At 48.5% G+C, this 22,699-nt stretch carries 20 protein-coding genes; all 20 read left to right on the top strand.

Going from position 1 to position 22,699, the window contains the following annotated elements:
* Positions 1 to 174: 174 nt before the first annotated feature.
* Positions 175 to 504 carry a helix-turn-helix transcriptional regulator gene (locus GC130_RS22485; RefSeq protein WP_152000611.1) on the top strand — a complete coding sequence of 110 codons (330 nt, stop codon included), beginning with the start codon at positions 175 to 177 and terminating at the stop codon, positions 502 to 504.
* On the top strand, positions 497 to 988 hold the full coding sequence (locus tag GC130_RS22480) for an SRPBCC domain-containing protein (RefSeq protein ID WP_152000610.1): 492 nt from the start codon (positions 497 to 499) through the stop codon (positions 986 to 988). The genes GC130_RS22485 and GC130_RS22480 overlap by 8 nt, the downstream gene beginning before the upstream one ends.
* Before the next feature lie 119 nt (positions 989 to 1,107).
* Complete coding sequence (locus GC130_RS22475; RefSeq protein WP_152000609.1) at positions 1,108 to 1,521, top strand: VOC family protein; 414 nt, start codon at positions 1,108 to 1,110, stop codon at positions 1,519 to 1,521.
* Between the two features lie 25 nt (positions 1,522 to 1,546).
* Entirely contained in the window at positions 1,547 to 2,404 is an 858-nt protein-coding gene (locus GC130_RS28960; protein WP_226940583.1) for a YdeI/OmpD-associated family protein, read from the top strand.
* Between the two features lie 150 nt (positions 2,405 to 2,554).
* Positions 2,555 to 3,058, top strand: a complete 504-nt coding sequence (locus GC130_RS22465) for an ankyrin repeat domain-containing protein (RefSeq protein ID WP_152000608.1) — start codon at positions 2,555 to 2,557, stop codon at positions 3,056 to 3,058.
* 10 nt (positions 3,059 to 3,068) lie between these two features.
* Positions 3,069 to 3,407 (top strand): PadR family transcriptional regulator, encoded by a 339-nt coding sequence (locus GC130_RS22460; RefSeq protein WP_152000607.1) that lies wholly within the window; start codon positions 3,069 to 3,071, stop codon positions 3,405 to 3,407.
* Complete coding sequence (locus GC130_RS22455) at positions 3,404 to 6,031, top strand: ABC transporter permease (protein ID WP_152000606.1); 2,628 nt, start codon at positions 3,404 to 3,406, stop codon at positions 6,029 to 6,031. Before GC130_RS22460 ends, GC130_RS22455 begins: the two co-directional genes overlap by 4 nt.
* A 151-nt stretch (positions 6,032 to 6,182) precedes the next feature.
* Positions 6,183 to 7,643 carry a serine hydrolase gene (locus GC130_RS22450; protein ID WP_152000605.1) on the top strand — a complete coding sequence of 487 codons (1,461 nt, stop codon included), beginning with the start codon at positions 6,183 to 6,185 and terminating at the stop codon, positions 7,641 to 7,643.
* Complete coding sequence (locus GC130_RS22445; protein WP_226940582.1) at positions 7,643 to 9,418, top strand: arylsulfatase; 1,776 nt, start codon at positions 7,643 to 7,645, stop codon at positions 9,416 to 9,418. Before GC130_RS22450 ends, GC130_RS22445 begins: the two co-directional genes overlap by 1 nt.
* 162 nt (positions 9,419 to 9,580) lie before the next feature.
* Positions 9,581 to 11,548, top strand: coding sequence for a sialate O-acetylesterase (locus GC130_RS22440; protein WP_226940581.1), 1,968 nt, complete (start codon positions 9,581 to 9,583; stop codon positions 11,546 to 11,548).
* A gap of 49 nt (positions 11,549 to 11,597) precedes the next feature.
* Positions 11,598 to 13,139 (top strand): acetylxylan esterase, encoded by a 1,542-nt coding sequence (locus GC130_RS22435; RefSeq protein ID WP_152000604.1) that lies wholly within the window; start codon positions 11,598 to 11,600, stop codon positions 13,137 to 13,139.
* Positions 13,140 to 13,427: 288 nt separating this feature from the next.
* Positions 13,428 to 14,255, top strand: a complete 828-nt coding sequence (locus GC130_RS22430; RefSeq protein WP_152000603.1) for a helix-turn-helix domain-containing protein — start codon at positions 13,428 to 13,430, stop codon at positions 14,253 to 14,255.
* A gap of 137 nt (positions 14,256 to 14,392) precedes the next feature.
* Positions 14,393 to 15,277: a TraB/GumN family protein gene (locus GC130_RS22425; RefSeq protein WP_152000602.1), complete on the top strand. Its 885-nt coding sequence runs from the start codon at positions 14,393 to 14,395 to the stop codon at positions 15,275 to 15,277.
* 105 nt (positions 15,278 to 15,382) lie between these two features.
* Positions 15,383 to 17,185 carry an SGNH/GDSL hydrolase family protein gene (locus GC130_RS22420; RefSeq protein WP_152000601.1) on the top strand — a complete coding sequence of 601 codons (1,803 nt, stop codon included), beginning with the start codon at positions 15,383 to 15,385 and terminating at the stop codon, positions 17,183 to 17,185.
* A 69-nt stretch (positions 17,186 to 17,254) separates the two neighbouring features.
* Entirely contained in the window at positions 17,255 to 18,205 is a 951-nt protein-coding gene (locus GC130_RS22415; RefSeq protein ID WP_152000600.1) for an energy transducer TonB, read from the top strand.
* A gap of 42 nt (positions 18,206 to 18,247) precedes the next feature.
* Complete coding sequence (locus tag GC130_RS22410) at positions 18,248 to 18,715, top strand: GNAT family N-acetyltransferase (RefSeq protein ID WP_152000599.1); 468 nt, start codon at positions 18,248 to 18,250, stop codon at positions 18,713 to 18,715.
* Positions 18,716 to 18,739: 24 nt separating this feature from the next.
* Entirely contained in the window at positions 18,740 to 20,104 is a 1,365-nt protein-coding gene (locus tag GC130_RS22405; RefSeq protein WP_152000598.1) for a sulfatase, read from the top strand.
* A 243-nt stretch (positions 20,105 to 20,347) separates the two neighbouring features.
* Complete coding sequence (locus GC130_RS22400) at positions 20,348 to 20,722, top strand: iron chaperone (protein ID WP_152000597.1); 375 nt, start codon at positions 20,348 to 20,350, stop codon at positions 20,720 to 20,722.
* Positions 20,723 to 20,728: 6 nt separating this feature from the next.
* Entirely contained in the window at positions 20,729 to 21,115 is a 387-nt protein-coding gene (locus GC130_RS22395) for an iron chaperone (RefSeq protein ID WP_152000596.1), read from the top strand.
* A 361-nt stretch (positions 21,116 to 21,476) separates the two neighbouring features.
* Complete coding sequence (locus GC130_RS22390) at positions 21,477 to 22,592, top strand: Fic family protein (protein ID WP_152000595.1); 1,116 nt, start codon at positions 21,477 to 21,479, stop codon at positions 22,590 to 22,592.
* Positions 22,593 to 22,699: the final 107 nt, after the last annotated feature.

Below are 22,699 nucleotides of genomic sequence, written 5' to 3'. Positions count from 1 at the left end.
CCAATGCAACTTAGAGAATAAACAGCTTCCATTTGTTTGACTGTCAATGAATTGTGATCGGCATCGACACACTTTCGCCCGCCACTATTCATGCTGCTGGAAGAAAAACTAAAATCATTTGCGTAAGCAAATACTTACATATATATTTGTAAGCAAGTACTTACGCAATATAAAATGGAAACCAGACGAGATGTATTTCAGGCAATAGCCGATCCAACCAGAAGGGACATTCTCAATATGCTCACGCAGAAATCGCTCAACCTGAACGCCATCGCCGAAAATTTTGAGATGAGTCGTCCTGCCATTTCGCAGCATATCAAAATACTAACCGAGTGCGGGCTTATTGTCATCGATCAAAAAGGACGGGAGCGCTATTGCCAGGTGCAGCCGGAGAAGCTGAGTGCCGTAGCCGATTGGCTGGAACCCTTCCGTAAAATGTGGGAAAATAGATTTAACCAACTCGATAATTTGCTTACCCAATTAAAAGAAGACAAAGATGAATAAGACAGTTTTTACCAAAGATTTGACTAATAAGAAAATATTAGTCGAAAGGCATTTTGATGCACCCGTAGCACTGGTTTGGAAAACCTGGACCGACGCCACGCTGCTGGATCAATGGTGGGCCCCAAGCCCATGGAAAGCCAAAACAAAATCGATGAACTTTAAGGAAGGTGGCTACTGGCACTACTGCATGGTGGGGCCTGAAGGAGAAGTAGCCTGGGCCAGGCTTGACTATGACAAGATCAGAGTTCTTATCAGCTATTCGGCTAAAGATGCATTTTGCGATGAGGCTGGGAAGATCAATAAAGACTTTCCGGGAGCGTACTGGGAGGTCAGTTTTTCTGCGACGGGAACCGGCACTAAAGTCAATGTAGTCACATCATACAACTCGGTGGAAGAGCTTGAAGCCATGGTGAACATGGGCTTCCAGGAGGGCTTCGCCATGGCGCACGACAATCTGGACGAGCTAATCAAAACCCTTGTCTAAAAATCCTTTTCATGAATGCGGCAAGTCGCAGACTCCCCTTGTGTTTGTCGCATTCATACCGTAGTGTCATTGTCATAAAAACTGATATTTGACTCTCACAAACCCAACCCAATACCGATATGACAAAGCAACTTTGGCTCAACCTGCCTGTGAAAGATGTAAAGAAGTCAAAAGCCTTTTTTACAAAGCTTGGTTTTCAGTTCAGCACCGGACCTGGAGATACCGAAACCTCTGCGGCTCTATTAGTCGGAGAGAAAAATGTGGTGGTGATGCTGTTTGAAGAGCCTGCGTTTAAGGGCTTTGCAAATGCTGACATTGCCGACACAAGCAAAGGCTGCGAGGTGCTGCTTTCCATAGATACCGAGAGCAAAGAGGAAGTAGATACTTTGACTCAAAAAGCGATTGATGCAGGCGGGAAAAGCTCTCACAAACCGTCCGCAATGAGCGGCTGGATGTATGGCAGTCTTTTTATTGATCTGGACGGCCACCGCTGGAATGTGCTCTACATGGACATGAGTAAAATGAAGAATTAACGTTCACCAACCTAAACCTACTACTATGAACTTCTTTAAAAGCGCAGGGGCTGTCCTGCTTGGACTGGTTGTCATTTTTGCATTGTCTCATATCACCGACGTGGTGCTGGAAAAATCGGGTTTGATGTTGCTGCCATTCGACTCAAATCCGCTTTGGCTAAAACTTTTCGTCACTTTCTACCGCACCTTTTATGTGTTTGTTGGCGGTTACGTCACTGCCAGAATAGCCCATATCAATCCAATGAGGCACTCCATTATTCTCGCTACCATTGGCACTGTGTTGGGCATTCTGGGAGCCATCGCCATGTGGAGTGAACCTCCTCACTGGTATCCGGTAGCGCTCGTTGTTTTTGGCTGGCCAAGTGCCTGGTTGGGCGGAAAGCTGAGAGTGCGGAATCAGGTAAAAAAATACATTGTCTCCCCAACATCATTACCAATGATAAAATTTACGACTACCATCTTGCAAATGGGTAACAATACAGGCATCGAAGTACCTAGCGAAACAGTTGAAGCGCTTGGGGCCGGCAAAAAACCTCTCGTGGTGGTCACTGTCAACGACTATACCTACCGAAGTGCCATTGCCACCATGGGTGGAAAATTCATGATCAGCTTCAGCTCTGCCCACAGAGCAGCCTCAGGCCTGGCTGGTGGCGACAAAGTGAAAGTAACGTTAGAAGTAGATACTGCTCCCAGAACGGTGGATGTGCCCGAAGATCTTCAACAAGCATTGGATGCTCAACCAACCCTCAGGCGCAAGTTTGAAGCGCTTTCAAACAGCAAAAAGAAGCTGCTTGTATTGCCGATAGAAGATGCTAAAACAGATGAGACCAAAGTCAAACGGGTTGCTAAGGCAATCGACATGTTAAAAGAAGGAAAGATTTAAACCATTTTTAGGAGTCAAGCCTTCTAGTGTTTTAAATATCAATACTACAATTAGGATATTGATGTTAATTTTCTCACATTGCAATACTACAAATAAGACATTGGGATATTTCCATGCCTTACTTGTGAGAAAACTCAAACATAAGGGCTTATGAAAAGATCTCAATTTATCAAAGGGCTTGGCCTTGGCGCTTCGGCCCTCGTGGTAGCACCCAATACCATACTCGGCCAGGAAGATAAACCAGCTCCGTATCAAAAAGATATCGTGCAGCAGTTTGTTGGAGCGGGGCACAGAGATCTGGACAAGGTAAAAGAGCTGCTCGCTGAGTTCCCTAACCTGATCTACAGCAGCCACGACTGGGGCAATGGCGACTTCGAGACCGCTATTGGCGCCGGGGGTCATGTTGGCTTCAAAGAGATGGTCAATTTTCTGATTGATGCCGGCGCCAGACCTACTCTGCATGCGCTTACTATGCTGGGAAAAACAGATCTGGTCAAGCCAGTTCTAGAAGCCTATCCGCAAATGCTCAATACACTCGGCCCTCATGGCTTTACCTTTCTTCACCATGCACAGCGAGGTAAGGAAGATGCCGCAGAGTTACTGGCCTACTTTGAATCGAAGGGAATGAAAGAAATCAAAATTGCACTTAAATAAATCATTACGCATGAAGGAATATCAATTGGGCGAATTCGAGGAGATTGTGCTCCTGACTGTCGGCGTATTATACCCCGAAGCTTATGGGGTGGCATTGAAAGACGAAATTGAAGGCCGACTGAAGCGAAAAGTGAGCGTGGGTGCCCTGCAGTCTGCCCTCCGGCGAATGGAGAGCAAAGGCTATCTCCACTCCAGAGAGGGAGAACCCAATACCGAAAGGGGCGGCAAGCCCAAGCGCTACTTTACGATCACGGCTTATGGAAAAAAGGCGCTGGATCACTCAAAGGATGTGCGGCTGGCGCTGTACAATGCCATTCCCCCTGTTGCATTGGATTTCAAATTCACATGATCAAACGGCTGGCGAACCGGCTGCTCAGGTGGTACCTCCACCCCGATTTTTACCCCGACATTAGTGGTGACCTGGAGGAGCTATACCTGCGCAACAGGGCAGCTTCGCCGGTGGTGGCCGATTGGAAGTACATGCTGCAAGTGATTGTGCTTTTTCGGCCTTCTTTAATGCGAACATTTTTCAAAAACTCAATTATAAAGGACACAGGTATGCTAAGAAATTATTTCAAAATAGGTGTAAGGAGCCTGCTCAAACAGAAGGCCTTCACCTTTATCAATGTAATGGGGCTGGCAGTTGGGCTGGCGGCCTTCCTGCTGATTCAGCAGTATGTAAAGTTTGAAGAAAGCTATGACCGGCACTTTGCCGATGCTGACCAATTGTATCGCCTCACAACCGATCAGGTGGTAGACAGCGTGCTGGGCACCAGAGATGCCATGTCATTCGCCCCCTCTGGCAAAGCGCTGGTGGAAGAGGTGCCGGAAATCATAGACGCCACCACCACCTACAAATTTGGGGGGTTGATCTTCAGAAAAGGAGAAAGCTTCGTAACCGAGGAACGTGTGATAGCCGTCGATGAACATTTCCTGAATTTGTTCACTTACGAAGTCCTGAGTGGCAATACTGCCTCTCTGCTAAGTGAACCAAACAGTCTTGTGTTATCGGAATCAAAGGCCAGGTTTTATTTTGAGAGTCAAGATCCTGTTGGCAAAACCATCTACCTGCAAGATTTTGAGAAAGATTTTAAGGTCGCTGGCGTGATTGCTGACCCCGGTCAGAACACTCATTACAAATTTGATATCCTGATGGCCATCAGCACCATCAAAGAGCGGCTTGATCAGGAGGCGTGGAATGGGTATAACTATTATACCTATGTAAAACTCGACAAAGAGGCCAATATCGACAATATCAGGCCTCTGCTGCCTGCCCTGTCAAAGAAATACATGGGGGACGACAACACGCTGGTATTCAACCTACAGCCCGTGATTGACATCCACCTTTATTCCGATTTAACCTTTGAACCAGAGATACATGGAAGCGCCCGGGCCGTCAGTTTTCTCAACCTTATTTCAATTTTTATCCTGGTCATTGCGTGGGTCAATTACGTGAACCTCTCCACGGCCAGGTCATTTGATAGAGCGAAAGAAGTGGGCATCAGAAAGGTAGTGGGTGCCCGTAGGAACCAGCTCGTTTTTCAATTCATGACAGAGGCGTTTATGATCAATGTGCTGGGGGCTTTACTTGCCCTTGGGCTGGCAGAGCTTGCCTTGCCGTCGTTCAACAACCTGATCAGCAAAGAAATACTCGATCATGCCTGGAATGATGAGGGATTTCTCAGGAATGTAGGCCTATTTGCTTTTGTTGGCACACTGGTGTCTGGTGTGTACCCTGCCCTGGTGCTCTCGGGATTCAGGCCCGTGATGGTACTGAAAGGAAAATTCAGAAACTCAAAACAGGGAGTTTGGTTGAGGAAAGGCCTCGTTGTGCTGCAGTTTACCGCCTCACTTTCTCTCATCGCCTGCACCTTCATTGTTTACCAGCAGGTCAGTTTTATGCGGTCTAAGGACATCGGCATGTCAATTGATCAGATAGTTGGGTTCAGAGGCCCCAGATCCAACAACGAAAACTTTGCAACTCAAACCCAGAAACGTACTTTGTTTGCTGAGGAGCTAAAAAACCACCCTGAAATAAAGGGCGTGGCCATGATCTCCAATCTGCCGGGAGGTGGCAGCTCCGACGTGAATTCAAGCAGCGGAGGGATCAAAATCGTCGGCAAAACCGACTTGCTGGAAGCTACTACTTATGTACTGCAAATCAATGATGAGGTAATTAATTTACTGGATATCGATCTCATTTTTGGCCGAAACTTCGACAGAACCAGGGGTGCCGACACGGCAACTGTGTTGGTAAATGAATCCTTTATCAAGCGGTTTGGTCTCGAAGTAAATGAAACGATAGTCAATGAAAAGATTCAGTTCGGCAAAAACCTCGAAAACCCTAAATGGAACATCGTGGGAATCCTTAAGGACGTGAACCGCAGCTCTCTCAAAAACGCAGTTGAGCCAACCGTTTATTTCTACAATGATGCACCACCACAGGTGATGGTAAAGCTGGAAGCAGGCAAGTATCAGGAGGGTCTTGATGTGCTGGCTGCCACCTGGGAGCAGTTTTTCCCCAATGCACCTCTGAAGTATGCTTTTCTGGATGAAAGGTTTGACAGCTTGTATCAGGAAGATAAGCGCTTTGGCGCTGTTTTTGGTGCCTTTTCGGTGCTGGCGCTGGTGGTAGCCACACTCGGATTGTTCGGGCTTTCATCTTTCATGGCCATTCAGAGAACCAAAGAGGTGGGTGTAAGAAAGGTTTTGGGTGCATCGGTTGGGCACATTGTTGGCATTTTCTATAAAGATTTTCTATCCCTGATCGTGTTAGCACTTGTGGTGGGAGCGCCGCTTATCTACCTGGGCATGAATCAATGGCTGGATGGCTACGCCTACCGGATCAGCTTCCCGTGGTTGTTTCTTGGCTTATCGCTGCTCATTGTGCTGGCGATTGCGCTTTTAACCGTGGGCTACCAGGTATATAAAGTGGCTGTTTTGGACCCTTCTAAAACACTGAGATACGAGTAAAGTCTCAAAACAGCGTTCAAACCACAAAAAGGCCATCCCCCGGGGTGGCTTTTTTTGATGCGCCTCGAATTGAACTCCTTTCGGTACATTCTGCTATCTTGCTTACTAATAAACAACTTTACCCTTAGAACAAACCCACCTAGCCTACTTCATGAAACTGCTGACATTTCCTGCGCTTCTTTGTTTTCTCACCCTTTACTCCTGTTCCACCTCAACTCAGGTGGGCGATGGAGATGCCGCCCAAGTCATCGAAAACAGCCTGGTGGCTGGCATGCAAATAAAAGGTGAACCGGTGAAGACCTACACGCTTGCTGAGAGAATGGCACACTATAACGTGCCTGGAGTAAGTATTGCCGTAGTAAAAGACGGAAGAATTAGCTGGGCCAAAGGCTACGGAACTGCTAACACTCAAACGGGCAGCCTGGTTGATATCAACACACTGTTTCAGGCGGGCTCTATCAGCAAGCCTATTGCCGCATTGGCAGCTCTGAAACTGGCACAAGAAGGCAAAGTTGACCTTGACCAGGACGTAAACACCTACCTGAAAGATTGGAAGATTCCTGCCAGCGAGTTTACGCAGACTGAAAAAGTAACACTTCGCCGATTGCTGACCCATACTGCAGGCACCACCGTGCATGGCTTTCCTGGTTATCATCCCACCATGATATTTCCAGGCATTGAAACAGTCTTGAACGGCAGAGGTAATACGCCAGCCATCTTTGTAGATACGACTCCCGGCACCCTTTGGAGGTACTCAGGCGGGGGCTATACCATCATGGAAAAGGTGGTGGAAGATGTGACCGACTTGCCACTCGACATTTACCTGAAGCAAAACGTGTTGGAACCCCTGGGCATGGACCACAGTACCTATGCGCAGCCTTTGCCGGCCGATCTTACAGCTAATGCCAGCGCAGCTTACGACGGTGAAGGCACACTTATTGACGGGCTTTGGCATAACTACCCGGAGCAGGCTGCCGCCGGCCTTTGGACCACCCCCACCGACCTGGCCAAATACTGCATTGAAATTCAATCCACTGTGGCTGGCAAAAAGGACGGCATATTATCGCAGGAAATAGTGACCCACATGCTCACCAAAGACAAAAATGACTGGGGATTGGGGCCATCACTGAAAAACGAGGGCAATGGCCTGATTTTTCAGCACGGCGGAAAAAATGCAGGGTTTACGAACAATATGGTGGCCTTCGCCCATAAGGGAGAAGCCATTATCATAATGACCAATGCCGACAACGGAGGCCGCCTGATTGGCGAAATCATCAACGCAGCCTCTGACTACTACGACTGGGATCTGTCGAATGTCAGAACCATAGAAACCATCAAACTGTCCCCGGAAAAACTACAGGAATTTGTCGGAAAGTATCAGTATTCAGAGCAGGTGCCGGGATCAGGCAGCTATTATATTGAAGTAAGGCTCACCAATGGTCAGCTCACTGTGATCGACCCCGAAGAAAACAGTTCTTTCAGTCTGACGCCGACGGAGGCTATGAAATTCATCGACCTGGAAAAAGGAGATCAGATTGTCTTTTCTGCCAGTGAGAATAGCCCGGTAGTCTTGCTTTGGAACAACAACTACAGATTCTATAAAGTAGAGTGATGATGTTACAGGCAAACGAACGGACAATAAAAGTGCTGCTTGGAATTTGGATAATTGGCTGGTTAATTCCGTTTTGTGCCCTTGCTCAACAAGCGCAGCAACCCAATGTCATCATTATCCTCACCGATGATCAGGGCTACGGCGATTTGGGAATTACAGGCAACCCACATGTCAAAACCCCAGTCATTGATGCGTTCGCCAGGGAAAGCGCCCGACTCAATAATTTCTACGTATCTCCGGTGTGCGCCCCGACCCGCTCCAGCCTGCTGACAGGCCGTTATTCACTGCGTACCGGCATCAGAGATACTTACAATGGCGGAGCTACTATGGCAGCCAGCGAGGTGACCATTGCCGAAATGCTAAAGCAAGCCAACTACACCACCGGCATCTTTGGTAAGTGGCACCTGGGCGACAATTACCCCAGCAGACCCAACGACCAGGGGTTTGATGAATCTGTCATTCACCTCTCGGGAGGGATGGGGCAGGTTGGTGATGTAACCACCTGGTTCAAAGGCGACAGCAGCTATTTCAACCCAACACTCTGGCACAATGGGAAGCAGGAGGCGTATCAGGGGTATTGCTCGGATGTTTTCGCTGAACAGGCCGTGAAGTTTATCGAAAACAATCGCCGGTCTCCATTTTTCTGTTACCTGGCCTTCAATGCACCACACACTCCCTTGCAGGTGCCCGACAAGTACTACCAGATGTACAAAGACATTGATCCGTCAACTGGTTTTGACGATGGCAGACCTTTCATGCCTATGAGTGAAAAGGACAAAGAAGATGCACTCCGGGTGTACGCTATGGTAACAAATATTGACGACAATGTAGGCAGACTCCTCAAAAAGCTCGACGACCTCAAAATCGCCGATAATACGATCGTCATTTTTATGACGGACAACGGCCCTCAGCAGAACCGGTATGTAGCAGGCATGAGAGGGCGGAAAGGTGACGTTTACCGGGGAGGAGTCAGAGTGCCGTTGTATCTGCGCTATCCGGCCAAGCTGAAAGGCAACAAAGATGTCGCCACCACTGCTGCCCATATCGATATCCTGCCAACCATCGCTGAGGCTTGTGGCGTAGCCGCTCCAGCTGACCGGCAAATCGATGGCAGGAGTCTTTGGCCACTGCTAAAGGGCGAAAAGGTCGACTGGTCAGAAAGAACGCTGTTCTTTTACTGGACCCGGCGCTACCCCGAGCTGTACAACAACATGGCGCTGCAAAAAGGCCCCTACAAGCTGGTGGGCAAAACCAACTACAATGCCCCGCTGGAAGCTTTTGAACTGTACAATATTGAAGCCGATCCATACGAGCAAAACAACATCATTGCAAGAAGCAAGACCATAGCAACGCCTCTGAAAGTTGAGTTGGATCGCACTTACCGGGAGCTCATTACCTCCGAAAACCTGATGAACCCGCCCAGAATTGCTGTTGGCAGCGCAAAGGAAAACCCTGTGATCCTAAACCGAAACGATGCTGACGGCGAAAGAGGCATTTGGGCCCAGGAAGAAATTTATGGACTTTGGAGAGTCGGTATTGAAGAAGGGAGATACAATATCCGTTTCAAATTCACTCAGCCAGTAGCAGGTGGCGGTACCTTATACCTCGAAACGGGGCCCATTATCCAGCAGATGGAGGTGGCCGGAAGCACTACTGACATGATAGAAATGAAGACCGTCAGCCTGCCTCAATTGGACTGCGACCTGACTTCGTTTTATGCAGTAAATGGCCGGAGCATCTTTCCTTTTTATGTGGAGCTGAAGAAGTTGGAGTGAAGCGGGGGTAGGCACGGACCTCTCGACCGCTGCTTTAGGGCATGTATGCAAAATATTATATCTTCAATGCCAGGCTGGAAAGCACACTGGCACCTATAAGCAGTCTTTTCGTAAAGATAAGCCGTTCGGTCTGAAGCATAAACTAACCACTCGTTGAAACAAATGAAGAAAGAGACAGGTATGCTCAAAAAGCATAATTCCCTGACAACTGTCAGAAGACTGCTTCTACTAGCACTACTAGTGAGCCCGCTGACGAACGCCTTTTCACAGGTGAGGCTACCAAAAATCATTACAAACGGTATGGTTTTGCAGCGTGACGCAAAACTCAATATCTGGGGGTGGGCGTCTCCGGGCGAAAAAGTCACCGTTGCATTCAACAACAAGCGATATAAAGCAACAACCTCTGCAGAGGGAAAATGGCAGGTAGAGTTGCCTGCCATGAAGGCGGGTGGCCCGCATCGGATGACGATTTCAGGCAAGAACACCATTACCCTCGAAGATATCCTGCTTGGTGATGTTTGGTTTTGCTCCGGGCAATCGAACATGGTTCACCAGTTGAATATCCATGACGTTACCTATGCCGATGAAATAGCCAATGCCAACTACCCTGAAATACGGCAGTTTCTTATTCCAACCCGTAATAGTTTGGCCGGCCCCATGGAAGATTTGACTGACGGCTCCTGGAGCCAGGCTGTGTCAGAAGAGGTGAGACCTTTTTCGGCAGTGGCCTACTTCTTTGCGAAAAAAATCTACGAGAAATACCATGTGCCCATCGGATTGATCAATGCCAGTGTGGGCGGCACCCCTATTGAAGCGTGGACAAGTGAGGAAGGTTTCAAAGAATTCCCATCTATACTGCAAACCATAGAAAACAACAAGGACACAGCATACGTCAACGCAGTCAATAGAAAGGCAAGACCAAGCCAGCCCCCAAAGCAGCCCGAAGACAGAGGACTAACCGGGCCAAAACCGTGGTATGCCTCCGATTTCGTCCCTAAAGGCTGGCGCACCATCAACGTCCCCGGCTACTGGGAAGACCAGGGTGCCAAAGACCTGAATGGTATCGTTTGGTACAGAAAAGAAATTGATGTCCCAGCTTCCATGGTTAGCAAAGAGGCGAAGGTATTTCTTGGGCGGATAGTGGACGCAGATGTGCTCTACATCAATGGCAAAGAAGTCGGGAACAAAACGTATCAATACCCACAGCGAAGGTACCCGGTTCCCGCTGGCCTGCTAAAAGCCGGGAAGAATGTTTTTGTGGTGAAGGTCACTAACTACAACGGCAAAGGTGGGTTCGTACCCGACAAGCCCTATTGTGTGTTTGCCGGCACCGACACTGTCGACCTGAAGGGCTATTGGCAATACAAAGTGGGCGCTGTGTTTGCACCCAGGCCATCGTCACCGCCAGGCATCAACGCACAAAGCCAGCCTACCGCACTTTTCAATGCGATGGTGGCCCCTGTCACCAATTATCGGATAAAAGGAATATTGTGGTATCAGGGAGAAAGTAACGAGCGCCGACCAGCCGAATATGCCTACTTGTTGCCAGCGCTTATCAGAGACTGGAGAAATCGCTTCAATTATCCCGGCGCACCATTTATTTATGCGCAGCTCCCCAACTACATGGACGTGAGCTACCTGCCATCCGAAAGCAACTGGGCAGTTTTGAGGGAATCGCAGCTAAAGGGTCTGGCGGTTCCCAACACTGCCATGACGGTAAATATTGACTTGGGAGAATGGAACGATATCCACCCTGACAACAAAAAGGATGTGGGCGAAAGAATGGCGCTTGCGGCGCTAAAAATAGCTTATGGGGAAGCCATCGTTTATTCAGGCCCGTTGTACGAAAACCATTCTATCGAGGGTAACAAAATAACCATCTCGTTTTCACATACTGGTGGTGGCTTGACAACCGATGATGGAGAAGCACTGAGCGAATTTGCTATCGCCGGAGCCGATAAAAAATTTGTTTGGGCACAGGCAAAGATTGAAGGTAATAAAGTGATTGTATGGAGTGATGAATTAGCTGAGCCAAAATTTGTGCGCTACGCCTGGGCCGACAACCCTGACAATCCCAACTTGTACAACCAGGAGGGACTACCAGCCTCTCCATTCCGGACACATCAATGAAGCTTTGTATGCACTAATATTTCGACTCGGCTATAAATAATTACAACTGATGAAAAACCTACTTACTCTATTATTTACCGCTTCAATTAGCCACATGGCGATTGCCCAGGGGGCGAAAATTGACAGCAGCAAATACCCGCCTCTGATCACTTTTACAGCACAGGAAGACCACGCCAACATGATGCAGCAGTTGAGCATTCAACAACTAAGGCCGGGTCCAAGCGGCAATGAATCGGCGCCCAATCACGCCAATTACGATGAATCAATTGCCAATCCCTGCCCTCAGTTGCCGGAGCTGCTTGTCACCAACAGTGGCAAAAAGGTCACCTCGGCTGACATGTGGTGGAAGCAGCGCCGCCCTGAAATTGTAGAAGATATTGAAACTGAAATGTACGGCCGCCTGCCGAAAAACATCCCGGCAGTGACCTGGGAAGTGAAAATCACAGACAAAGAGTTCGTTGGCCGAATACCGGTTATAGCAAAGCAATTGGTGGGGCATGTCGACAACAGCGCCTATCCGCTGATCAACGTCAACATCAATATGATGCTGGTGGTGCCCACCAATGTGAAAGGGCCCGTACCGGTTTTGATGATGTTCGGCCGCCCTTCATTCCCTTCGCCAGCGCAGCCCTCCAACGACGACATGCAAACCCTGAATGAGACCTTCAAGGAAATGATGATCAGGAGCAATCCTGAGGTAAAGGAAATCTTCGACCGGTACCCGGCCTATACGCCCGTCACAAAATTGCCTGGCCCCAATTTTTTTGCACCTCCTCCAACTGGCGATTCGCCTCCAACAGAGCAACTGCTAGCAGCAGGCTGGGGCTATGCCACTATCGAGCCTGCGAGCATTCAAGCCGACAATGGCGCAGGGCTCACCCGGGGAATCATTGGGCTGGTGAACAAAGGCCAACCACGCAAACCTGACGACTGGGGCTCACTGCGTGCCTGGGCATGGGGAGCCGCCAGAGGCCTCGACTATTTGGAAACAGACACCCTGGTGGATGCGAAGAAAGTAGGCATCGAGGGCGTGTCACGCTATGGAAAAGCCGCCCTGGTGACGCTTGCTTTGGAGCAAAGATTTGCCGTGGGGCTCATAGGATCGTCTGGAAAGGGTGGTGCCGTGCTTCACCGGCGTGTTTTTGGTGAAGCCGTAGAAAACATCACTGGCTCAGGCGAATACCACTGGATGGCGGGCAACTACCTGAAGTACGGCGCTTCCAAAGCCGAATTCGGAAGTAAGACAGGCTGCGACCTGCCAGTCGACTCACATCAATTAATTGCACTGTGCGCCCCCCGATTAACATTCATAAGTTATGGCATTCCTGAAAAAGGCGATGCTAAATGGCTGGATCAGCACGGAAGCTACATGGCTACGGTGGCCGCTGGCCCGGCTTTCAAGCTTTTAGGCGTCAAAGACATTGGGGTCTCCAATAACTATCAGACTGAGCAAATGCCTCCCGTCCTCACAGGTCTGCTCGACGGCGAACTGGCATGGCGACAACATGACGGAGGGCACACCGATGCACCCAACTTCCAATACTTCATTCCATGGGCAAGTAACCTTTTAAGGTACGAGAAAACACAATAACTCAGGCTGCAACCTAAGTGTGGGCCTGATTTGATATGGTATGTGACCAGGGAGAGTGTCTCAAAAGTCCTTTAGCTGACGTAATTGTCACATTGAGCCTGTCGAAATGCTTATTAGGACTAATAACAAGGTTTCGACAAGCTCAACCTGACATCCAGTTAGGACTTTTGAGACACCCTCATTTGGTTTACCAGCCTATCGCTTAACAACTCCAACCACTCACCACAGTTTTGCAACAAATTCTAACAACCAAAGTATACTCCTCCATACGATCATAAGAGCATCAGTATGATTTATGAGTACCAGGAGTTTAAGCTGAACAGCGTGCTTAGTCGATATATCGACTGTGTGTGGACAGAAAGCTATACGCAGCGGCCTGAAAACAAAGGGCGAACCTACCTGGTGGTGCCCGACAATACAGTGGAGCTAATCTTTACCTCTGGCACGCTGGAAAGAAAAATAAAAGACGGCTCAGACAAAGTAGAGGTTTTGGGTAGTCACCTCTCCGGGCTCAAAACTATTGCTCAGGATGTGAAGGTAGATGGAGAAATGGGTATATCTGTTCGCTTCAAGCCTTATGGGCTCTATCCATTTATCAAGCCAGGCCTTCAGGAAACCGTCAATCAGTCAATTCCCATTGAAGACCTTTTTGGAAAAGATATGCTGGAGCTGGAGAGCAAGCTTTTTGAAACCCAGTGCTTGCTAAATAGGGTTAGGCTTATCGAAACCTACTTTATGAAAAGACTGCTGACACTCAACCGGCAGGCCGATGCCACTTTCGACTACCTGATTAACCGCATTGTGGATGGAAGGGGCGCTCACCGTATACTCGATCTGGCGGAAGAAACCGGCGTCATCATAAAAACCTTTGAGAGAAAATTCATGCAAAACCTGGGCGTGTCACCCAAGCAGTGCGGGCAGTTGATTCGGCTGTTTCATACACTGAAAGCCACTAACAAAGCCAGCCAGGTCAACCTCACCAGCATTGCCCACGACAATGGTTTTTACGACCAAATGCACTTTATAAAAGAAATGAAGAAGTTCACACGCCTGACACCCGGCGAATACCTGAAAGCTCCGAGGGATTTGCAGATGCCCATTTTTACAAGAAACTGAAGCTAAACATCTTTTGTCCAGTTTTTACTATCCTGCTGCGCAATAACCTCGCAATTTTGGCAATTAAAATCATAGCTGGCTTCCTCTATTTGACCAAGGCATACTCAAGGATATTTGAGTAGATACAACACTGACTGATGAAAAAATTTGCATCTATTCTTCTTGCAATATTCCTCGGCTTTATCGCCGGAAGGCTCGCTGCCAACAACCGCCAGGGTGAGGTACGCCGTACGCTCCTGTTTCGAGTTGTTTCACCAGATGGCTCAGTTGAATCCTACCTCTTCGGCACCCACCACGCCCTTAGCAAGTCTTTCTTTGATACACTGAAAAATGCGAAGGACAAACTCATGGCAGCGGATATCGTGATTACAGAATCAGACCCCGGGCCCGGGCACACAGCCAACGATATCGTGAACGCCCGTACGGCTGACACTCAATGGTCAAAATACCTGACAAAAGCTGACCTGGCCTACTTACGAGAGCACTTGCAAAACAGTCCCGCCAACTTTGAAAAGCTGCGGCCTGAGGAACTGCACGCAGCTCTCAACAGGGAATACACCATTAACACCTGCAACACAAGATCCGCCGCTGACCCCAATCTTTCAATCGACGACTATATCGGCTTTCTTGCCAAGCAGGCAGGCAAGCAAGTGTTAGGGCTGGAAACGGCTGAAGAGCAACTGGAATTAATCAGGAAAGACATTGAAGGCATGCCACCAAAAGTGCATAAAAAACGCCTGTCCCGGCTTATCGAATTAATAAAGAGTGGAGGTGATACCCAAAGCTGCGAAGCCACCGACATGTACCGGCAGATGGCCTTTGACTACCGACTAACGGAGCCCTGCCGCAACAGCCTCATACTCACCGACCGCAACACCCGCTGGCTGGAAAAAATCGTTGATGATCTCCAGTCCTCAAGCTGCTTTGTTGCTGTCGGCCTAAGCCATCTACAGTTTGAATGCGGGTTGATCAGCCAGCTGAGGGAAAGAGGGTTTGTGGTAGAGCCGATCTCGGCTATTTGAGAACCACCCAATAGTTTCACTGAAGGCTTTTTAAGCAAAAACTATTAGATTGACTTTCCCTTTTCGAGCACAAAAGGGCTTACGTTATTCTATTTTTAACACCTCATGAAAAAATACCTACTCGCTGTCGTGGTTTGTCTTGTCGCCTTTGACACCTTCTCTCAAGAAAAGTCTTTGCTCAAATGGTGGAACCCAGCCGAACATGCATTCCCCGTTATAGAAGGGCAAGCCTGGGCAGGCGAAACAAAGGAACCCTACGACCGGCTTCCCGCCAGAGCCGAAGGGAAAGTACCCCCGGCAGTCTGGAACCTTTCTCAGCATTCAGCTGGCCTTATGGTGCGGTTTCGTTCCAATTCTACACAGATCGTTGTTCGATATATTTCTAAGCCAAAAGGTGACGGCAACAACAACGGCATGGATCACATGCCCGCTACCGGTGTGAGCGGCGTCGACCTCTATGCCATTACCAATGAGGGGCAGGAAGTCTGGTGCGCTGCCAAACGAAACTTCGGTGATACCATTACCTACCGCTACGAGGGGCTGAGGCCCAACGACCAATTTCACGAGCTGGGCCGAGAATACCGCCTTTATTTGCCGCTTTACAATTCGGTTTCCTGGCTGGAAGTAGGCGTGGAAACCGGGAGTCATTTCAAACCACTTCCTGTCCGCAAAGAAAAGCCCATAGTAGTGTACGGCACCTCTATCGCTCACGGTGCCTGCGCCTCCCGCCCCGGCATGGCCTGGACATCCATTGTCGGACGAAAAATGGATAGGCCACTGATCAACCTGGCCTTCAGCGGCAATGGCCGCCTCGACAGCTCCGTTGTAGATTTCGTGAATGAGATTGACGCCAAAGTGTTTGTGCTCGACTGCTTGCCCAACCTGATTCCTGGCACCTGGGCAAGGCTTGGCATCAACGGAGAACAGGGGCTAAAGGATCGGGTACTAACGTCTGTTCGTACTTTGAGAGCAAAGCATCCCACTACACCAATGTTGCTGGTGGATAACGCTGGTTATACCGACGCCCTTGTCAACGACGATAGAAAGTGGCAATACACCAAGGCCAACCGGGTGCAGCAGGAGGCCTTTTATCAGTTGAAGAAAGAAGGAGTTACCGGACTCTTCTACCTGACGAAGGAAGAGATTGGCCTGGGACTGGACGATACGGTAGATGGCACTCATCCCACCGACCTCGGCATGCTTCACTATGCGCAGGGCTACGAAAAAAGTCTGAGGGCCATTTTGAATGAACCGGTGGGAGTCGCTTCCACCACCAAACCAGTCACCCAATACCGTGAGCCCAACAACTACGACTGGGAAGAGCGTCACAACGAAATTCTGCAGATGAACGCCAACGAACCACCTAAGATGGTCTTCCTCGCCAATTCTATTATTCACTTTTGGGGTGGCCTACCCCGCACGAAACGAGTGGTGGAAGAAGAATCGTGGAAAACGCTGTTTACACCTGCAGGCATGCGCAACCAGGCCTATGGGTGGGACAGGGTGGAGAACGTGCTTTGGCGTGTTTACCATGGAGAGCTGGATGGGTTTCAAGCCAAAAAGATCTTCATCATGATAGGCACCAACAACTTGCACCTCAACACTGACGAAGAAATCCTTGAAGGGCTAAGCATTTTACTGGACGTCATCAAAATCCGTCAGCCAAAAGCAGAAATCACGATGATGGGACTTCTGCCACGAAGAAATAACGAGCAGAGGGTGGCCAACCTCAACCTTGAAATGGCCAGGCTTTCCAGTAATAAGCAGGTAAAATACGCTGACCTGGGTGCCATCTTCTTAAACAAAGACAACAAGATTGACGAAAGCCTTTTCTCAGATGGCTTGCATCCCAACGCCACTGGGTATGTGAAAATGAGAGAGGCACTGAAGCCGTTGGTCAGCAAATAATTAAGCCTACTCGACTAGAAACCCATTGCATCAAATTACCATCGTTACAAACTCAACGCTCAGATTTACATGAAATTTTATATTTCTTCTCTTCTGTTTCTAATTTCCTGCTGTGATTGTATCGCTCAACTAGATACTCTTTTTCTAGATAAAAAATTAATTGAGACCAAGAAAGAAACTGCCGATTACTATCGGTTGAAAACACCCTCCATTTCAGACCCAGAAATGACAATGGTTGAAGACTATTATATGGGTGGTCAACTCAGAATGTCAGGATCCTTCATGCTTCCAAAAGGCAATATTAAGCATGGTTGGTTTGTTTACTATTTTCAAAATGGCAAGAAGTCGTCAGAAGGAAATTTTGAAAAGGGTCAACGTGTGGGCAATTGGACATACTGGCACAAAAACGGGGTAAAAAAAGAAACTCGGTTTTTTGAGACACCTGAACCTGGCAAAGAACTTTCTCAGTCACAAAAGGTCATTCAATTATGGGATTCCACTGGATTACAGTTAGTAACAAATGGTACTGGCGACTATCAGTCATCAGTCGAAGACGAGGAATATACCATAGAAGGGCGGTTAGTCAACTCAGATAGAGATGGAGAATGGTTCGGTAGATATGAAAATGACTCTTTGTTTTTCAGAGAAAAATATCAACAAGGGGTTCTGATTAGCGGAGTGAGTTACGATTCAATTGGAACCGAATACCATTACAAAGAACTGGTGATACAACCTGAACCAAGCGAGGGGCTGCCTAAATTTTATAGCTATATTTCCAAAAATTTAAAGTATCCAAAGTCTGCACGAAGATCTCGAGTTGAGGGAAATGTCTTTGTTCAATTTTTCATTAACGAGGAGGGGGAAATAGTTGACGTCGAGGTCTTAAAGGGAATTGGTGAAGGCTGTGATGAGGCTGCGAAAGAGGTAATTTCAGGTGCTCCTCACTGGAAGCCTGCAATGCATCGAGGCCAGAGGATAAAAGTAGAAATGATCTTACCTATAACCTTCAAAATCCATTAGAATTATCTATCTAACGGCAGGTTCTAAGTCAAATTCTTCCTTATGCTCCAACTGCAACGAACCACTTCTGAAAATCCAGCCTTCGTAGAGTTGGTAAAGCAACTGGATGTGTACGTGACAGCCATGGATGGTGAAGACCATGCCTTTTATGCCCAATACAATCACATCGACAAGATCAGGCACGTGGTGGTGGCTTACGATGGAGAAACAGCTCTCGGCTGTGGCGCCATCAAAAAGTTCGACGCTACCACCATGGAAGTCAAAAGGATGTACACTTCTCCTGAAGGCAGAGGGCGGGGAATTGCCTCCAAAATTCTTCACGAATTAGAGCGATGGGCTACAGAGCTTTCCTGCGAATATTGTATTTTAGAAACCGGCAGGCAGTACAAAAACGCCATTAGGTTGTACAAAAAATCTGGCTACTCTGAAATTGAAAACTATGGACAGTATGCCAATATGACGAGCAGCATCTGCTTTGCGAAGCAGCTACAGAAGCAACCGACAACCTGACTCTACGCTAAAAACGATCCTCCCATGACGTCAAAAAACCTCCTGACCCTCCTTCTCCTTTGTTTATCTGGTTACGTTTATGGCCAAAGTGCCAAACCCAACATCGTTTTCATTCTCACCGACGACCAGCGTTGGGACGCCCTGGGTTATGCAGGCAACACAATTATTCAAACACCGGAAATGGACAAGCTGGCCAGGGAGGGGGTGTACTTCAAAAATGCCTTCGTCACCACCCCCATTTGCGCCGCCAGCCGGGCCACCATCATTACAGGGCTTTATGAAAGGAAACATAATTACACCTTTCAGCAGCCTCCGGTCAAAAACGAATTCACTGACAACAGTTATCCATCCCTACTGAAAAGTGAGGGCTACTACAGCGGATTTTTGGGCAAAATGGGCGTCAATTTTGAAAACAAAAGAGACACGAGCCTTTTCGATGTATACAAGCCTGAGCCCGTTGGGGCCTACTTCAGGCTGGTAGAAGAAGGCACCAGGCACAAACACACCACCGACGTGATCAGGGATAACGCCATCGATTTTATCGAAAATGCGCCAGAAGGCAAGCCGTTTTGCCTTTCCATTAGCTTCCATGCGCCGCATGCCGACGATAGCTCACCGCAGCAGTATTTCTGGCCGCAGGAAGTAGATAGCCTGTACAAAAATGTGACTATCCCAGGCCCGGCCATGGCCGACGACAGCTACTTCATGAAGCTGCCGTTGCCTGTGCGAGAAGGCTTCAACCGAGCCCGCTGGAACTGGCGGTTCGATAGCCCGGAAAAATACCAGCAAATGGTAAAGGGCTACTACCGGATGATCAGCGGGATAGACCGAGCCATCGCCAAAATACGAACAGCGCTGGAAGCAAAAGGAGTTGATAAAAATACAGTCATCATCCTCATGGGCGACAACGGCTACTTTCTTGGCGAACGTCAGCTGGCTGGCAAATGGCTGATGTATGAGCCATCGCTGCGTGTGCCGCTCATAATCTATGACCCATCAGGCGTTGGCAACAAGACCGTAGAGGACATGGCCCTGAATGTAGACATTGCCCCTACCATCCTTGATTTTGCTCAGGCCAAAATTCCAGCGTCTTATCAGGGAATGAGCCTCACCGGCCACACCAAAAAAACGAAAATGGCTGTACCAAGACGAGACGCCTTCCTTTGCGAACACCTCTGGAACTTTAAGCCTATCGCTGCCAGTGAGGGCATACGAACCGAAAAATACAAGTACTTCAGGTACAGGGATATTCCAGATTCTGAAGAACTTTACGACCTTGTCAACGATCCGTGGGAAACAAAAAACCTGGTACAAGACAAGGCGTCGCAGAAAATACTGGCAGCGCTTCGCAAGCAGTGCAATGAGGAAATTGAAAGTTTGTCTAAATGATGAATGACTACAAGCAGCCGACTCTCTGATTAGGTGGTGCCACCAGCTATGGCTGTGGGCACCACTGCAAGTCGTGCCCACAACGAAGGCCCTTGCCGGGTTGGTGGCACGACATGTAGATGAACGTACCTCAGCCGGATATACCTGCCGCAAACCACCCCTCCAATTGCCGCTTCTGCACCGGAGGAATTTATGAGGATAAAGGTATTTTTGTTACGTCGGATACTACAAAAACATTAGGTAATGGGAGCAAAATTCAAATCAGTCGATGAGTATATCGGTACTTTTCCTGAAGAAGTGCAGTCGACTTTAACAGCCTTGAGGCAAACAATTAAGCAAGCTGCACCCCAGGCAGAAGAGCTGATCAGCTACAATATGCCGGCCTTTAAGCAAAATGGCTTTCTCGTATCGTACGCCGCCTGGAAAAAACACATTGGTATGTATCCGGTACCTGCTGGAGACCAGGCTTTCCAAAAAGCAATAGCTCCCTTTACTACTGAAAAGTCGACAGCCCAGTTTCCATTAAACCAACCAATGCCGTTAGAGCTGATTGCGCAACTGGTAGCATTCAGACTAAAGGAAAACAACCAAAGAGTCCAGTCTACCTCAAAAAAGTAAAACACCATGGAAGCAGCACCTTCTCACAAATTCAAAACCGTTGAAGAATACTTCGCCGCATTTCCTGAAAAAACGCAGCAACTGATGGAAGGCCTGAGGGCAACGATCAAAAAAGCAGCCCCCCAGGCAATAGAGAAGATCAGCTACAACATGCCAGCCTTCATGCTTGAGGGCATGCTGGTATATTACGCCGCCTACGATAAACACATCGGCTTTTACCCCACCCCTTCCGGTATTGAAGCTTTCAAAAAAGAGCTGGCAGGCTACAAAGGCGCCAAAGGCTCGGTTCAGTTTCCCATCGATAAGCCCTTGCCGTTGGATCTCATTGCCCAAATTGTAAAGTTCAGGGTAGAGGAAAACCTGGATAAGGCCAGAGAGAAAAAGAAGAAATAACATTTCGCAACTTATTTCACGTCGATCTTTTGGGGAGATGAGTAGTCCCGCAAGTCGTGCCCACAACGATGGCCCCTGCCAGGTTGGTGGCACGACTGGCTAGTGACTAGGCAGCGAAAGACTACAAAAGTTTCAGCTGTTTTACTGAAAAGAAAGATCGCATTAGCCAGGCTGGTCATACAGCCTCCTTCGGCCAATCCAAACTTTTGTGTCTCATGCTACGGGTGGCTGAATCTCTTGTAGCTGGCGCCACCAGCTTTCGCTGTGGGCACCACTGCGGCGAATAGCTTTTCTATTCTCCGCATAATATGCGGGATTTATTTCAGGATGCGGAGATTAAGTCATATATTTACCGCACATTATGCGGAGATTACTACCATACATCTATCAGAAAGCAAGCTGGCCAGCCTTTGAATGGAGGCAGGAGCAGCTCACACCGCTATTAGGCAGGGTGCGCCACTTGCAAGGAAAGCTGGTAGGCAAAATGGAATCTCTTGGGTTTGTGCTGCAAAACGAAGCCGTGCTGGAAACGCTCACGCTCGACGTGCTGAAATCTACCGAAATAGAAGGGCATATCCTGAATCCGCAGCAGGTGCGTTCTTCGGTGGCTCGTCGCTTAGGCATGGACATATCCGGACTCGTCCCCTCCGACAGGGATGTAGACGGTGTAGTCGATATGATGCTGGACGCCACCCAGCAATACAACGCCCCTTTGACAAAAGACAGACTATTCGCCTGGCACAGCTCCCTGTTCCCAACTGGCAGAAGCGGCATGTACAAAGTGCTCGTGGGCAACTGGCGAGACGATTCTACCGGCCCCATGCAGGTGGTATCAGGTGCATTGGGAAAGGAAAAAGTACACTTTGAAGCGCCACCGGCCAGGCACGTCGATGAAGAAATGGACAGGTTCCTGCTTTGGCTCAACGAAAACGACAGCAATGACCTGGTTGTGAAAGCCGCTATAGCCCACTTATGGTTCGTTACTATACACCCTTTTGAGGACGGCAACGGCAGAATAGCCAGGGCTATCGCCGATATGCTGCTGGCCAGGGCCGACGGCATGCCCCAAAGGTTTTACAGCATGTCGGCGCAGATAAGGAAGGAGCGAAAAGCTTATTACGACATACTTGAAAAAACCCAGCAGGGGGATGTGGACATCACTAGCTGGCTCGACTGGTTTTTAAACTGCCTGCTCAACTCGCTCAATGCATCGTACGATGTGTTAGATGCGGTTATATTCAAGCATACCTTCTGGAGCAAGCATGCGCTCCTGATAGACAACGAACGCCAGAAGCTCATGCTCGAAAAATTGATGGACGGCTTCGAAGGCAACCTCACCACTTCGAAGTGGGCGAAGATAACCGGGTGTTCCGCTGACACGGCGCTGCGTGACATACAGGATTTGGTAGCAAAACAGATACTACAGAAAGCTGAAGGTGGCGGGAGAAGTACCAATTATCTGCTGGTTTCAAATTAAGGCATCGACAGAAGTGTGCAACACGCCTCTGCCAGCCATCACATGTCACGATGGCATCAAAGAATCACCTTCATACAGAAAAACATAAGCCGAAAGTCCAATAAAAG

This window comes from Imperialibacter sp. EC-SDR9 (genome assembly GCF_902498805.1).
GTDB lineage: Bacteria > Bacteroidota > Bacteroidia > Cytophagales > Cyclobacteriaceae > Imperialibacter.
Note: the sequence above shows the minus strand (reverse complement) of the source record. Positions and strands in the feature narration are given on the sequence as shown.

What these genes read in the sequence shown, in the direction of transcription:
- GC130_RS22395 (WP_152000596.1), top strand. Translation starts at nt 20,729, where the DNA reads ATGGAAGCAGCACCTTCTCACAAATTCAAAACCGTTGAAGAATACTTC.
- GC130_RS22410 (WP_152000599.1), top strand. Translation starts at nt 18,248, where the DNA reads ATGCTCCAACTGCAACGAACCACTTCTGAAAATCCAGCCTTCGTAGAG.
- GC130_RS22420 (WP_152000601.1), top strand. Translation starts at nt 15,383, where the DNA reads ATGAAAAAATACCTACTCGCTGTCGTGGTTTGTCTTGTCGCCTTTGAC.
- GC130_RS22425 (WP_152000602.1), top strand. Translation starts at nt 14,393, where the DNA reads ATGAAAAAATTTGCATCTATTCTTCTTGCAATATTCCTCGGCTTTATC.
- GC130_RS22475 (WP_152000609.1), top strand. Translation starts at nt 1,108, where the DNA reads ATGACAAAGCAACTTTGGCTCAACCTGCCTGTGAAAGATGTAAAGAAG.
- GC130_RS28960 (WP_226940583.1), top strand. Translation starts at nt 1,547, where the DNA reads ATGAACTTCTTTAAAAGCGCAGGGGCTGTCCTGCTTGGACTGGTTGTC.
- GC130_RS22455 (WP_152000606.1), top strand. Translation starts at nt 3,404, where the DNA reads ATGATCAAACGGCTGGCGAACCGGCTGCTCAGGTGGTACCTCCACCCC.
- GC130_RS22460 (WP_152000607.1), top strand. Translation starts at nt 3,069, where the DNA reads ATGAAGGAATATCAATTGGGCGAATTCGAGGAGATTGTGCTCCTGACT.
- GC130_RS22465 (WP_152000608.1), top strand. Translation starts at nt 2,555, where the DNA reads ATGAAAAGATCTCAATTTATCAAAGGGCTTGGCCTTGGCGCTTCGGCC.
- GC130_RS22450 (WP_152000605.1), top strand. Translation starts at nt 6,183, where the DNA reads ATGAAACTGCTGACATTTCCTGCGCTTCTTTGTTTTCTCACCCTTTAC.
- GC130_RS22480 (WP_152000610.1), top strand. Translation starts at nt 497, where the DNA reads ATGAATAAGACAGTTTTTACCAAAGATTTGACTAATAAGAAAATATTA.
- GC130_RS22400 (WP_152000597.1), top strand. Translation starts at nt 20,348, where the DNA reads ATGGGAGCAAAATTCAAATCAGTCGATGAGTATATCGGTACTTTTCCT.
- GC130_RS22445 (WP_226940582.1), top strand. Translation starts at nt 7,643, where the DNA reads ATGATGTTACAGGCAAACGAACGGACAATAAAAGTGCTGCTTGGAATT.
- GC130_RS22405 (WP_152000598.1), top strand. Translation starts at nt 18,740, where the DNA reads ATGACGTCAAAAAACCTCCTGACCCTCCTTCTCCTTTGTTTATCTGGT.
- GC130_RS22415 (WP_152000600.1), top strand. Translation starts at nt 17,255, where the DNA reads ATGAAATTTTATATTTCTTCTCTTCTGTTTCTAATTTCCTGCTGTGAT.
- GC130_RS22435 (WP_152000604.1), top strand. Translation starts at nt 11,598, where the DNA reads ATGAAAAACCTACTTACTCTATTATTTACCGCTTCAATTAGCCACATG.
- GC130_RS22485 (WP_152000611.1), top strand. Translation starts at nt 175, where the DNA reads ATGGAAACCAGACGAGATGTATTTCAGGCAATAGCCGATCCAACCAGA.
- GC130_RS22430 (WP_152000603.1), top strand. Translation starts at nt 13,428, where the DNA reads ATGATTTATGAGTACCAGGAGTTTAAGCTGAACAGCGTGCTTAGTCGA.
- GC130_RS22440 (WP_226940581.1), top strand. Translation starts at nt 9,581, where the DNA reads ATGAAGAAAGAGACAGGTATGCTCAAAAAGCATAATTCCCTGACAACT.
- GC130_RS22390 (WP_152000595.1), top strand. Translation starts at nt 21,477, where the DNA reads ATGCGGAGATTACTACCATACATCTATCAGAAAGCAAGCTGGCCAGCC.